We start from the raw sequence: 12,783 nt of genomic DNA on the forward strand, positions 1-12,783 counted from the left end.
GCGCACTCCCGTGCACACCAGTGACCGACGTCAGACGTTCGTAGCCGGCTGGTGTGCAGTGAGCTCCGCTTTTTCCAGCCAGTCGATGTACCAGCGGGCGAAAGTGATCGGCTTCTCCGCGTGGTCGAGGAGCGGGACCAGGTCTGCGTCATCTGCCCGGCAGTCGGACCAGATGGTGCCGCGGTGGGTGCCGCTGATGATCAGCCACTCCCGCTGGGCGCAGCCGAGGTGGGAGATCACGATGGCGCCAGCGGTGCGCTCGGGAGTGAACATCAGGAGTTCCCAGCGTTCGTCCCACGCCTCGATGGCGTCGTCGAAGTCCTCGATCTCCTCGAAGTCCTCCTCTTCTGGACGGACGGCGAGAAGTGCGTCGAGGGCTTCGGGGTCCGGGCCGTGTTCAGGAAATGGCCGGGCGAGCATGGCCAAGTCGGCCAGCTCGGCGCCGTCCCCTTCCCAGCGCCAGCGGCCCTGCACGCGTCGAACGGGGAAAAGGCCGTATGCCGGACCAGCGCCGCCGGCGCCCACGCGGGTGAGGAAGCTCCGGTAGTCATTTGGCAACCGCACGCCTACCTGCGCTTCGAGGTCGGCGAGCCCGTCATCGGTCAGTGGGTCTTCCAGGACCCACCGGTGCCCGTGCGAGCCGAACACGTCGCCGCTCGGCGGCTGTGCACCCAACGCGACCACACGCTGACGGACACCATTCCACTGCTGATCAACCATGCGCAGACCGTACGGGGAACCACCGACATCGGACCGGCCAGGTACCACGCACGCCTGCGGGACAAACAGAACGCTCAGGGGCCAACTACACCGCTAAGTCACAGCGGCCACCTCTGTGCCGCGAGCAGACTGGCCCCGAAATTCGAACACCTGATTGAATAAATGCGGTGACGTCCTTCCGCTTCCCCGCCAACCTGATCAGCCTCAAGCGCCAGCAGATCCACACCTAAAAGCAGCTCGCTCTTCGCCCAACCATGGGAGCGGCCGAGCTGCGCCGGGAGCTGATCGTGCGCTGGAGTGGCGAGGAGTTCGTCGTCACTGAGCCCGGGACGCGGTCCTCGTGAGCGACCTCGAGGCCCGCCTGGAGAGCTGGCGGGCCGTGCGGGCGTGGCTGGGCTGGCAGCAGAAGCTGGCCGAGCGGGCGATCAGCGAGCTGGAGGCGGAGCTGGCCGCCGAGGCGGCCCACTGGCCCCCGCCTCCGCCGCCGGACTGGAAGCTCGAATCCATCCGCACCGGGTCTGGACCGAAGGCGCTGCGCTTCTCTGGGGGTTCAAGGACCGTGGTGTGACGTTGCTCTGACCCTCTCGTTGGGGTTTCTGCAACGGTTCTCGGGGGGTGTAGCTCTGCGGCAGATCGTTGCGATCGACTCGTGGAGTGGGAGTGGAAGTGCGGGCATTTCCTGTGGTGCTGCCATCAGGCACCCGGTACTGGACTGTGGTCGGCGAAGACTTTGGGGTGGTCGAGGAAGCCGACCGATTCTTGAGGGAGACCCGACTGGCGCGGGGCCGGGCGGAGACGACCACGAAGGCGTACGCCGAGGGCATCGTCCTGTTTATGCGGTGGTGCGAGGCGACTGGGAGAGACTGGAGGACTGCGGCCCGGGAGATGGGGCTGTTCATGCTCTGGCTGAAGTGGACGCCGGGCCGCGGCGGCAAACCCCCGGTCGTGGTGCCGGGCCCGGGGTCGAAGCCGGTCCGGCAAGAGATCCGGATCAACAAGGTCCTCACGGCGGTGCGGATGTTCCTGCTCCATGGCGTGACGAACGAGACGGTGCCGGGCTGGGTGCTGGAGCAGATCTACGAGGTCGGTGACACTCGAGAGATCCACCTGCGCTGCCGACCGCCCCCGGATCAGGGCGGTGGAAACAACCAGCGCGCGTACTCGCTCCGGTCAGCGGCTCGGCGGGAGCGGACCAGAGCCCGCCCGCCGAGGCTGGTGCTGATCAGCCCCAGCACGAGGGCCACGTAGGCTCCGCCCAGCCCATTGCCGGTGCCGAGGCCACCGTCGGCGGTGGCCGCGACCAGCCCACCGAGGGCCATGCCGATCAGCCCGGCGGCCATGGCGAGCATGGCGCTGATCAACCGGTACGTCACCCAGCCACTCCCACCACCCCGGCACCGGTACTGGTCTGGAAGTGCTGACCGGCCGCGAACGCGAATCCGTCCTCCTGGTCGCGAACGGCCTGTCCAACGACGGGATCGCGGACCGCATGGCGATCAGCCCGCTGACCGCGAAAACCCACATCAACCGGGCCATGACCAAACTCCACGCCCGCGACCGCGCCCAGCTCGTGGTCCTCGCCTACGAATCCGGCCTGGTCACCCCGCGCAATTCCTGAAACCCACGGGTCCAGGTGGGCATGCCACATCCCTTGGGGAATTCACCTTGGCCGCGAGCTCCCGCGTCCCGGCCTCGCGAGAGCGATCACCGGTCCAGCAGCGATCAGGACCGCGAGTGCCGCGTACCCGTAGGCGAGCGTGGTGACCGTGGCGACCCCGGCGACCAGCAGCGGGCCGCCTGCGTCGCCGAGTTCGCGGCCGAGTTCGGCAGTGCCCATGGTCTGGCCCATGCGCTCCTCAGGGGTCGATGCGGCGAGGGCGGCGAAGCCGAGCGGGGTGATCAGCCCGGTACCGGCGCCGATGAGGGCGGCGGCCAGCAGGACCCCGACCAGGCCGGGCAGCATCGCGGCAGCGAGCCCGGCCGCAGTGATGAGCAGTCCGGTCAGCAGGCCGGTACGGGTGGTCAGGCGCCCCGCGTCCAGGGCGCGTCCCGCCTTCGGCTGGACAACGGCGGCGGTGGCGGCGAGGACGGAGACGGCAGCGCCGGTGGCCACGGTGCCGAGTCCGGCCGCGGCGCCGGAGACAGGCAGGAAGCCGACGCCGACGGACAACGCGGCGGTGGCCGCGGCGAGGGCGCCGGTCGGTGCGAGGAAGGACCGGTCGGCCAGCCGGCGGGCGAGGTCGGCCACGGTCTGCCGCTTACGGGGCAGCGGCGGTACGACGGGCACGGCGAGCGCGGCCCACAGGGCGACGGCCGCCGCGCACACCGCCGTGACGGTGAACAGCAGCCGCAGGCCACCGGCCCAGACCAGGACGCCGCCGAGCAGCGGGCCGAGGGTGTAGCCGATGGACTTGTAGAAGCCGTAACTGCCGAACGCACGTCCCCGATTGGCCGCCGGGTTGAGGCGGGCAACCATGGCGGACGCCGACGGGGAGAACGCGGAGGCCGCGGCGCCCTGACCGAGGCGGGCCGCCCACAGCCAGCCGGGGCTGTCGGCGATCGCGTACAGCGCGGAGGCGAACGCGAACGCGATAAGGCCGCCGAGGAGGACCGGCTTGCCGCCGACCCGGTCGGCCAGCGAGCCGAACACCGGCTTGAGCAGCACCTCTGCCCCGTCATACAGCGCGAGCAGGCCGCCCAAGACCAGGAGCGAGGTGACGGCGTCCTCGGAGAACCCGCCAAGGTTGGCAGCGATACCGTGCGCACCGAACGCGGTGGTGAACCCCGCCGCATACAGGGGCCACATGGTCGATCTCGGGGCGGCCGGGGCTATGGGCTGACTGGTCACGATGGGTCCTCGTCGCGTCATGATCATCATGGGCCGGTACTACCGACCACCACACCACCAGCAACAGCCCAACGAGCCCTGGTTCACCCTCCCGGACACGCCGGTTCACCGGCGAAACGCCACTGCACCCCGCCCGGTCAACCAGCGGCCGCCGCCGGACCCTCACCGAACCCGGGGTACGGCATCGAGCCCCACGTCCAGGCGCAGCCGCTGGAACCGGAGCGGGTGGCGGAAGACGCCGCCGCGACGAACAGGGCAACAGAACGAGCGACAGTCACACCGGCGACCCTACTGGCGGCCCGCGCCCGAGATCTCCAGCAGGTCAGCACCCTTCCGGCAGCCGCACTCGCCCTCACCTGCGCTCTTCGTGCCGCAGGAGCAGGAGCGGCGGCGCCGGCCGAGCCACCAGGCTCCGGCGGCGAGCACGGCCAGGACCACGGCGAGGGCGGGCAGCCAGCCCACCACCGCACCCGCGCCGGCCCCCAGGACGCCCGCGGTAATCAGGACGGGCAGCGCGCAGCACGCCACACAGGCCAGGGCGGCCATCGCCCCGAGCGCTTTCGGGGCACGGTCGGGGCGCAGGTCAGCAGCATGGTCCGGCATGGCGGTTCTCCTCGGCGAGGTCGGTGAAGGGGATGGGACAGCACGGGCTCTGGGCGCAGACGGTGAGGTCGTCGCAGCCCGCCTCGACGGCGGTGGCCAGGGCGGTGCGGATGGTGGTCAGGTCGGCGATCTTCGCGTCGACCTCGCCGAGCTTGGCCGCGGCCCGCTCCTGGAGCCCCGCGACCGGGCGGCCGTGCCGGTGGCGGCCGGCCTCCAGCAGCTCGGCAACTTCCTCCAGCGTGAATCCGAGCCGCTGGGCGGCCTTGATGACCCGCAGCGCGGTCACCGCGTCCTCGCCGTACAGGCGGTGTCCGCCGGTGCTGCGTTCCGGCTCGGCCAGCAGGCCGCGCCGCTCGTAGTAGCGCAGCGTCTGCACGTTCACCCCGGCCGCCTCGGCGACCTGCCCACTGCGCAGACCCGTGCTCACCGCTGCTTCCCGGCGGCAGCGGTCCGCGCGGCGAGCGCGTCCAGGACCGCCTCGTGCGCAGGATCGACCGAGATGTCCAGACCGACCAGATCCTCGCCGAGGGTGGTCGTGAAGGTGAAGAACGAGCAGCAGCCGCTCTCCCGCTCCACCAGGTCCCGCACCCGCTCCTCGACACCCGGTCCGCCGGCCAGATCGAGGCGCAGGCGGAGCAGCTCGGGCCTCGACAGCGCGGTCAGTCGCTCGGCGAACAGCGCATCCCACTCCGCGACCCGCAGCGGCCGCTCCTCGGTGGGCAACGTGCAGGACTGCGGCACCCACGCAAGATCACTCATCGCGCTCACTCCCGTCATCACGCCCCCGCAGCCGGGGACACCTCCGACGGTAAACCTGTACCCGGGTACCGGATGCAAGCGCCTGAACGCCCGACTGGCCAACTGTGGCGTTCAGTCGCGGTCGATGGACCTGGCCTTGTTCACGAGAACGGAGGCACCCCGACGCGGCGAGGTCGGGGGAGGCTCGGCGGAGTCAGTTGTGGCGGGCGAGCTTGACCATGTTCCGCGCGGCCCACGGGATCACCGGTCCCCCTATGGCCTTGCTCGGACCATCGGGGAGGAAGGTCCGGCTTGAATCGGCCTGGGCCGCGTACGGGGCCCGGGGTTATGAGCGGGGCCCATGCGCGGCGCACGGAGGTCACCCCGGGCGGTCAAGTGGCTTGTGTGGCTGCGCCGTTGAGCTTCCGTACGCCCACCCATGATGAACACTCTCCGCATGCGATCAAGCACACAGGGTGGCCATCCGTGAGGGTTGGCCCTCCTGCCCCATGTGTAGATGAAGGGGCCGCCCGGCTCGAAGCCGTCGCGCCTGCGTCGTTGTTTCAACCCGTTCGGAGGGAGTTCTTACAGGTGAACACGGTGGCACCCCGCCAGTACGGACTGGCCGCGCCCCCCAGAGGGCGGCACATGTCCATCATGGCCCGGGTGTACGGGTACCCGCCCGACCACAACGCCGGATCCGAGTGGATGCTCCACTCGATGCTGCGCCCGCCCCCTCGCCGAGCGCGGCCACCAGGTCGCGGTCTGGCTGTCGCACCCCGGCCGGATCGAGAAGAGCTACGAGATCGACGGGGTACAGGTCGTGCCCTACCAGGAGGGCATGGACTTCGCCGCCCGCGCCCAGGAAGCGGACGTGCTGTTATCCCACTTCGAGAACGTGCCCCTGGTGGCCGGGCTCGCGCGGGAGCGCCGGATCCCGCTGGCCGTCATCTGCCACGACAACTTCGCCACAAGCTTCCACAACGCGGCGGGCGCTGACCTCGTCGTCTACAACAGTGAGTGGATCCGGCGGGACGGCGAGATCTTCTACGCCGGCTACCCCCGCGAATTCCTGCCCAGGCGCAGCATCGTCGTCCGCCCGCCCGTGATCGCCGAGGAGTACCGCAGCCAGCCCGGTGACTGCGCGACCCTCGTCAACCTCAACTCCGACAAGGGCGGCGAGGTGTTCTGGCAGGTCGCCACCTGGACCCCGGAATGGAACTTCCTCGGTGTCCGCGGCGCCTACGGGCAGCAGGTCATGCCGCCACCACGGCTGCCCAACTGTGAAGTGGTCGACGGGGTGCCGGGACAGCAGATGCGCGAGCACGTCTACAGCCGGGCGCGCGTGATGCTCATGCCAAGCCTGTACGAGTCCTGGGGGCGGGTGGCAATCGAGGCGTTCGCCTCCGGCATCCCCGTCATCGCCCACCCCACTCCCGGGCTCGTCGAGTCCCTGGGCGAAGCCGGGATCTTCGCCTACCGCGACGACCTCAACGCCTGGACCCATGCCCTGGCGTCCCTGCGCGACCCGGCCAACTGGGCCCGGGCTTCGCGCCGGGCCCAGGCCCGCTCCATCGAACTCAGTGCGGCTCCCGACCTCGACATCTGGTGCGACGCCGTCGAATCCCTGAGCAAGACCAGCCGGCTGAGCGGAGTGCGCAGGCGCGCCCTCGGCACGCTCGTCGACGCCAGCGAGATGAGCCGCAACCCGGCAGCCGGCATTGCGGGCCCGGGGGCAGAAAGACGCGCCTGCCCCTGACAGTGCTGCGCAGCGGAGCCAGACTCCGGCTTCGCAGCCCCCGGCAACGCCATCGAAATGGCTTACGGAAGCTCCGGCAGAGCGCCCGGCATGGGCTGGGCATCTCCCTTCCGGATCCGCCTGCCTGCCATGCGAACCACGGAAATCCACCCCACCTGAAACGAAAGGACGGCATCCCATGCCCCCGGAAACCCTTGCCCCCGCCCCCGAACCCGACAGCTCCATCGAGCCCGACAGCTCCGTCGAGCCCCGTGTGGCCATCGCGCAGACCGCAGGCGCACCCATCGCTCCCTACACCCACAGCCGGCGCTTCAACTATTCCGGCAGCGTCCAGAACTTCACCGTTCCCCCCGGCGTCACCACGGTCAACGCCCGCTGCTGGGGTGGCGGCGGCTATGGAATTGACACTGGGGGCGGGGGCGGTTTCGCCACCGGGGACATCACCGTCGTGCCCGGGGAGACCCTGAGGATCGTTGTCGACCTGGGCGGAGGCGTGGCCGGCGGGGGCGGTATGAGCGGCCTGTTCAGCCAGCGGCTGGGGCAAACGCCCCCACCCCGTCCGCACCCCTCTTCTACGAGCGACACAACGCCAGACCCCACACCCCCGCCCGACCACAGCCGCGCCCGGGCCGGACCAGACCCGGGCCTCGGCTTCAGCCCGCGGAGGAACGGCCAAACCCTCGCCGGCCGGGCCGGCCCCAGGCCCGGAGACACGAAGGGGCCGTCACCCCTGCACGAGGTGACGGCCCTCCGCCCTGCTGTCTCCGTCCTACGGGGCCGGGGTGAACTCCACGAGGGTGTCGCCGCAGCCGGCCGCGATGTCCAGCAGCCGGTCGCGCTCCGCCTCATCGACGGACAGGCCCCAGCGGAGCTTGTCCTCGGTCCACTCCTTGCCGTACCGGCACAGCGCATCCGGCGCCGGCGGCAGCCACTCGGCCGGATCCTGATCAGCCTTGGACCGGTTGGAGCGGGCGGTGACCGCGACCAGGGAGGAGAGCTGGCCCTGGTCGTTGGCGTACGCCTCCCGCCGCTTCGCCGTCCACGAACTCGCCCCAGCTGGCGGGGAGCGTCATTCGAAGCTTGCGGTATTCACTCCGTGGCGGCTCCGGTTCGCGCCGGGCGATCTCTGCACCCGTACCACCCGAGGCTGCGCCTCCCGTCACCGGCGCGTGGTTGCTGCCACGGTCACAGGCCGCGGTAACCGCCCGCCCGCCCATGGCTGTCCCCCATTCGAATGGGGGGACCTGCCGATTTTCAGACGTTCTTCAGCGATTTGTGCGCATATGCCCGGGCGGTTTGAGGCCGGAACATACCGTCGCCGCAGCGGTACGAGTACCCGCCCATGCGAGCGAAGGAGAAGCTGTGGCAGTGGACGAGAGCACGGCAGCCGGAGATCCGGAAAGTGTCCTGGACGATCCGCGGCTGGAGAGGTTGCGGCAGATTCTGACCGGCGAGCGCCCGTCCCCGTTGGTGCGGACCCAGGGCCGCGAGGGGACGAAGGCGAACCTGCTGCTCGCCGTGATGCTGCGCGCCGCTGCGCGCACGGATCGCGGGCATCAGCTCGGAGATCTCGAGAACCGCTTGGTCCAGGCCGCTCTCACCGCGATGCCGCAAACGGACCTCATCGCCCTGGGCAGGCTGTACCTGTTCCTGGTCACCTACAGCACCGGCCTGCCGTTCCCGGTGTCGGTCACCGGCCGCCCCCTTGAGCAGACCTACGACTGGGCGCAGTACCAGCAGGACTGGCAGGCGATGGCGCGCGAGACGATGGCGCAGCCGAACAATGCGGTGGTCAGCCGGGAAGGTTTTGCCCTGGGAGAGGAGGTGGACGGGCCGGCGTTCATCGAGGCGCTGCGGGAGCGGGGGGGCGGTACTTCGGCCATGCCCGGAGCCGTCGTCGTCTCCCCCGACACGCTCGCCGCCGTGCCGGACGGCGATTCCGTCGCTCCGGGCGTCGAGGACGCTTCGGCGGCCGAGGCTTCGGCAGCGGGCACGCACGCGTACCAGCCGGTTCGGGTGCGGCTGGAGATGGAGAGCTTCCACGTGCTGCGGGCCCACGGGGACCAGGGCGGCGGCAGGGACGAGACCTACTGGTGCGCGTCCTCCGGCAGCGACAAGGCAGCCGGCCCCGCCTACCAGTCGGAGGAGTTCGGCGGCGTCCAAACAGGTCACACCCGTACCTTCGGCTCCAACCGCGTCGTCTTCGACGGGCAGGTCTCAGCCCATCTGATCCTGCAGATCTTCTGCTTCGAAGCTGACCAGAGCAGCAGTCAGTGGTACGACGCCCTCCACGCCCACCTCAGGTGGCTGTCCCAGCACATCTTCAGCACCCCGTGGTTCCAGATCGGCGCCAATCTGCCCGGCGGCGGCATCGCCGGCATCCTGGCCGACATCACTAGCATCGGCGTCATCCTGATGGACTTCCTGCGCAACGACGACGACCTGTCCTGCGCACGCGCGATCTACCTCGACCGCTACGACCTCGCGCTGCTGTCGGACCGCGGCAGCATCGACCTGCACTTCAACGGCGAGGGCCACCACCGCCTGAAACTCAAGTACGCCAGCCCCGAGAAGGTCCCCTTCCCCGCCAGCACCCTCAAGTACCTCGTCCGGGAACAGGGCGACCGCTGGACCACCCCCATCCCGCTGCCCTGGCAGTCCATCACACCCCCCGCCATTGCCTTCTACCAGAACAGACTCCACGTCCTGTTCAACCGCGCCGACCGCGCGCTGATGTGGACCACCCACGCCAACGGAGTGTGGAGCACCCCGCGCCAGATCAACCAGGAGTACTCCGACATCGCACCCGCCCTCGCCGTCTTCCAGAACAAGCTCTGGTGTGCCCACACCGGCACCGACGACACAGTCGGCTACTTCACCTACGACGGCACCTCCTGGAGCACGCGGACCCGGATTCTCGCCTTCGCATCCCGCATCGCTCCGGCCCTTGCTGTCCACGACAACCGGTTGTGGCTCACGCATATCAGCATGGACGGCATTCCCTGCACCAACTGCCACGACGGCAGCCGCTGGACCGGCTCCCAGGGCGACAACTCCTGGACACTGGACAGCCCCGTCAGCCTGGCCAGCAACAGCGGGAAGCTGTGGCGCGTCGCCCGTGGCACGGACAATGGGTTCCACGCCAGCAACGCCACCACCTCCGGCAACAACGTGACCTGGAATCGCATCGCGGGCATCAGCCACCCCAACTACCCCCACGGCCCGGCCCTGCTCTCCCACAGCGGCGGCCTGGAGGTCTTCCTCAACCTGCAGGGCGAGCTCTACCAGATGCACTACCTGCCGAACCAGAACATGTGGCACGGCGGCAAGTACCCCGGCGACCAGCGCATCCGCCCCATGGACGAAGTCTCCACCGCCGAACAGGGCGGGCGGCTCTACGTCATGTACCGCACCGACCCACTCGCCGCCACCTCCACACCCAGCACCGCGTAACCGGCCTTCAAGCCCGCCGTGACCTCCGCCGTCATTGGCTGGCGGGTGGGGCGGGTTGGGTCTTGTTCCTGTCTCATCCCAGGATGTCCGGCCCTTGGCGGGCCGCGTGCTTCCGGCGCCGCGGCTGTGCGCCTGGGCGCACTCGGTCCGCGGCGGTACGCCGGAATCATGACAACGCGACGCCCGTATCCAAGTGATCTGTCCGATGCCCGCTGGGAGTTGATCGAGCCGGTGCTGTCCGCGTGGCGTTTCGAGCGTCGTGGTCGGGCTCTGGACTTCGGCCGTCCTCCACGGCATGACCTGCGCGAGATCATGAACGCGATCCTCTATGTAGACCGCACCGGCTGCCAGTGGGCCTATCTCCCACACGACTTCCCGCCACACCAGAGCGTCTACGGCTACTTCGCCAGATGGGCGGACGAAGGCGTATTCGCCCAGCTCAACGGACTCCTCCGCCAGCTTCTCCGTGAGAAGGAAGGACGGGACGGCGAGCCTTCCGCCTGTGTGATCGACGCCCAGAGCGTCAAGACCTCCACCAGCGTTCATGCCTCGAGTCAGGGCATCGACGCGGGCAAGAAGATCGTGGGCAGGAAGCGGAGCATCGTCACCGACACGCTCGGCCTTCTCCTCGCGGTGCTGGTGACCGCGGCCAGCGTGCAGGACTCCGTCGCCGGCACCCGGCTCATCGACCAGGTCGCCGCCGGCCACCCCGGCATCCGCAAGGTGTGGGTCGACGGCGGTTACCGCCAGCACCTCGTCGAGCATGCTGCGGCCCTCGGCATCGACATGGAGATCACCGCCCGCAAGCCCGGGACCAGGGGTTTAACTCCCATCCCGAAGCGCTGGGCGGTCGAGCGGACCTACGGCTGGCTCATGCTCCACCGCCGCCTGGCCCGCGACTACGAGACCCTCCCCACCCGCTCCGAAGCCGTGATCCACATCGCCATGACCGACCTCATGGCCCGCCGCCTCACCGGCGAGAACACCATCTCCTGGCGCGACCCGACACACCAGACCAAACAGCAGATCCCGGGATAAAACAGAGGGATAAAACGACCTCTTAGCTTGGCGTTTAACGTCTGCGGTCGAACATGGCCTCGAACTTGCTGACGTTTTCGGCTGAGTGCCTGACGTAAGGGCGGCCCTCGTCTGATCCTGTGCTCCGTCACAGAGGCACTTGACCAGTACGAAGGCCGTAGCGATGAGTCTGCTGCAGCGGGTCCCGCGGGATGCATTTGCCGAATTGTCATGCTTCCGGAGGGAGTTCTATGCCTGCTTGACTCAGAGGGCCGATGCCTTGTTCGAGTTGAGTGACGCTCTGTTGTGTGCGGACGGCCCGGTGAAGACGTTGGTCGAGCTGTCCCTGGCGCCTGAGCATCAGCGTGGGCATGGTGCGTTGTACGGCGGGCTGAACCGCGGGCATCTGGATTTGTCCCGACTGCGCAGGGCGCTGGCAGGAATGCCCCTTCCACGGACGGCAGAGGGGCGGCTGGTCCTTGCTGTCGATGTCAGCAACTGGCTGCGGCCGGACGCGAATACCAGCCCGGACCGGCTGTTCTGTCACACGTATGGCCGGGGCAGGGGCTCGGCCCAGATGATCCCCGGGTGGCCCTACTCCTTCGTCGCCGCCCTGGAGCCGGGGCGGACGTCGTGGACTGCCATGCTGGACGTGGTCCGGCTGTGCCCGTGGGACGACACGATCGCCGTGACCGCATCCCAGGTCAGGGAAGTGTTCCAGCGACTGTATGTCGCGGGCCAGTGGCGGATCGGTGACCCGCCCGTCCTGGTCGTCGTCGATGCCGGATATGACGTGACCCGTTTGGCCTTCTTGCTTGCGGACCTGCCCGTTGAGCTGCTGGGCCGGATGCGTTCGGACCGCGTCCTGTACTTCCCGCCCCCGCCGCAGCCGGCGGGAAAGCGCGGGCGCAAGCCCAAGCGCGGGGCAGAGTTCGCGTTCGAGATTGCGGCCACTCAGCCGGTCCCGTCCATCACCACGGTGACCGACACCACGCACTACGGGAAGGCCGTCGCCACTGCCTGGGACCGCCTGCACCCGTTGCTGGTCCGACGCTCGGCCTGGGCCGACCACCCCGAAGGAGAGCTGCCGGTCATCGAAGGCACCGTCATCCGTCTACAGGTCGACCACCTTCGCGGAGACCGCAGCCCCAGGCCCATCTGGTTGTGGTGGTCGTCCACCGCCGCTACCGCCGGGGACGTGGACCGGCTCTGGCAGGCGTTCCTGCGCAGATTCGACCTCGAGCACACCTTCAGGATGCTCAAGCAGACGTTGGGGTGGACCGCTCCCAAACTCCGCGAGCCGGCCGCCGCTGACCGCTGGACCTGGCTCGTCCTCGCCGCACACGCCCAGCTCCGACTTGCCCGGCCCCTCGCAGAAGACCTCCGCAAACCCTGGGAACGGCCTGCACGCCAAGGGCGCCTGACACCCGCACGCGTCCGTCGAGGATTTCGCCGCATCCACGAGAAAACCCCTCAGCCGGCCAGTGCACCGAAACCCACCACCGCAGGCCCCGGCCGACCAACCGGCACGAAGAACAAGCAGCGTGCACGCGAGCACCCCGTCGGGAAACAAGCCAAACCGAGCATCGCAACAGCCATCACAAGCAGCACACCTGCATAAACGCCAAGCTTAGGCGATGCCGCG

12 protein-coding genes and 1 pseudogene are annotated in these 12,783 nt (G+C 69.2%); 6 read left to right on the forward strand and 7 right to left on the reverse strand.

Features of this window, described 5'->3' with window-relative positions; genetic code table 11:
- Positions 1-30 precede the first annotated feature (30 nt).
- The gene (locus OG299_RS00590) at positions 31-720 is read right to left on the reverse strand and encodes an SMI1/KNR4 family protein (protein ID WP_327359989.1); all 690 of its coding nucleotides are present in this window, start codon (positions 718-720) and stop codon (positions 31-33) included.
- Between the two features lie 340 nt (positions 721-1,060).
- Between OG299_RS00590 and OG299_RS00595 the strand changes: the two genes are divergently transcribed.
- Positions 1,061-1,288, forward strand: a complete 228-nt coding sequence (locus OG299_RS00595) for a hypothetical protein (protein WP_327359990.1) — start codon at positions 1,061-1,063, stop codon at positions 1,286-1,288.
- 562 nt (positions 1,289-1,850) lie between these two features.
- Here OG299_RS00595 and OG299_RS00600 read toward each other — a convergent pair.
- A complete protein-coding gene (locus OG299_RS00600; RefSeq protein WP_442817570.1) occupies positions 1,851-2,159 on the reverse strand; it encodes a DUF6223 family protein in 309 nt (102 codons plus the stop codon).
- On the opposite strand from OG299_RS00600, the gene OG299_RS00605 reads away from it, so the two are divergent.
- Entirely contained in the window at positions 2,135-2,338 is a 204-nt protein-coding gene (locus OG299_RS00605; protein WP_442817465.1) for a response regulator transcription factor, read from the forward strand. The two genes, OG299_RS00600 and OG299_RS00605, sit on opposite strands and share 25 nt — an antisense overlap.
- Before the next feature lie 42 nt (positions 2,339-2,380).
- Here OG299_RS00605 and OG299_RS00610 read toward each other — a convergent pair whose 3' ends face one another.
- From OG299_RS00610 to OG299_RS00625, 4 genes are all read right to left on the reverse strand, one after another.
- The gene (locus tag OG299_RS00610; RefSeq protein WP_327364416.1) at positions 2,381-3,526 is read right to left on the reverse strand and encodes an MFS transporter; all 1,146 of its coding nucleotides are present in this window, start codon (positions 3,524-3,526) and stop codon (positions 2,381-2,383) included.
- Between the two features lie 330 nt (positions 3,527-3,856).
- A complete protein-coding gene (locus OG299_RS00615) occupies positions 3,857-4,171 on the reverse strand; it encodes a mercuric ion transporter MerT (RefSeq protein ID WP_327359991.1) in 315 nt (104 codons plus the stop codon).
- Positions 4,152-4,598: a MerR family transcriptional regulator gene (locus tag OG299_RS00620; RefSeq protein WP_327359992.1), complete on the reverse strand. Its 447-nt coding sequence runs from the start codon at positions 4,596-4,598 to the stop codon at positions 4,152-4,154. Before OG299_RS00620 ends, OG299_RS00615 begins: the two co-directional genes overlap by 20 nt.
- A complete protein-coding gene (locus OG299_RS00625; protein ID WP_327359993.1) occupies positions 4,595-4,930 on the reverse strand; it encodes a hypothetical protein in 336 nt (111 codons plus the stop codon). The genes OG299_RS00620 and OG299_RS00625 overlap by 4 nt, the downstream gene beginning before the upstream one ends.
- 802 nt (positions 4,931-5,732) lie before the next feature.
- On the opposite strand from OG299_RS00625, the gene OG299_RS00630 reads away from it, so the two are divergent.
- Positions 5,733-6,668 (forward strand): glycosyltransferase family 4 protein, encoded by a 936-nt coding sequence (locus tag OG299_RS00630; protein WP_327359994.1) that lies wholly within the window; start codon positions 5,733-5,735, stop codon positions 6,666-6,668.
- A 769-nt stretch (positions 6,669-7,437) separates the two neighbouring features.
- Here the strand turns inward: OG299_RS00630 and OG299_RS00635 are convergent.
- Positions 7,438-7,725, reverse strand: a pseudogene (locus OG299_RS00635) (HNH endonuclease); the annotation flags it as partial.
- A gap of 311 nt (positions 7,726-8,036) precedes the next feature.
- On the opposite strand from OG299_RS00635, the gene OG299_RS00640 reads away from it, so the two are divergent.
- From OG299_RS00640 to OG299_RS00650, 3 genes are all read left to right on the forward strand, one after another.
- Positions 8,037-10,121 carry a hypothetical protein gene (locus tag OG299_RS00640; RefSeq protein WP_327359995.1) on the forward strand — a complete coding sequence of 695 codons (2,085 nt, stop codon included), beginning with the start codon at positions 8,037-8,039 and terminating at the stop codon, positions 10,119-10,121.
- A 168-nt stretch (positions 10,122-10,289) separates the two neighbouring features.
- Positions 10,290-11,159, forward strand: coding sequence for an IS5 family transposase (locus OG299_RS00645; protein ID WP_327359996.1), 870 nt, complete (start codon positions 10,290-10,292; stop codon positions 11,157-11,159).
- Positions 11,160-11,322: 163 nt separating this feature from the next.
- Positions 11,323-12,759: an NF041680 family putative transposase gene (locus tag OG299_RS00650; protein ID WP_266673905.1), complete on the forward strand. Its 1,437-nt coding sequence runs from the start codon at positions 11,323-11,325 to the stop codon at positions 12,757-12,759.
- The last annotated feature ends 24 nt before the right edge of the window (positions 12,760-12,783 follow it).

This window comes from Streptomyces sp. NBC_01296 (assembly GCF_035984415.1).
Taxonomy (GTDB): Bacteria; Actinomycetota; Actinomycetes; order Streptomycetales; family Streptomycetaceae; genus Streptomyces.

Coding starts and splice junctions, on each gene's coding strand:
- OG299_RS00645 (WP_327359996.1), top strand. CDS start 10,290: ATGACAACGCGACGCCCGTATCCAAGTGATCTGTCCGATGCCCGCTGG.
- OG299_RS00650 (WP_266673905.1), top strand. CDS start 11,323: ATGAGTCTGCTGCAGCGGGTCCCGCGGGATGCATTTGCCGAATTGTCA.
- OG299_RS00610 (WP_327364416.1), bottom strand. CDS start 3,526: ATGTGGCCCCTGTATGCGGCGGGGTTCACCACCGCGTTCGGTGCGCAC.
- OG299_RS00615 (WP_327359991.1), bottom strand. CDS start 4,171: ATGCCGGACCATGCTGCTGACCTGCGCCCCGACCGTGCCCCGAAAGCG.
- OG299_RS00625 (WP_327359993.1), bottom strand. CDS start 4,930: ATGAGTGATCTTGCGTGGGTGCCGCAGTCCTGCACGTTGCCCACCGAG.
- OG299_RS00590 (WP_327359989.1), bottom strand. CDS start 720: ATGGTTGATCAGCAGTGGAATGGTGTCCGTCAGCGTGTGGTCGCGTTG.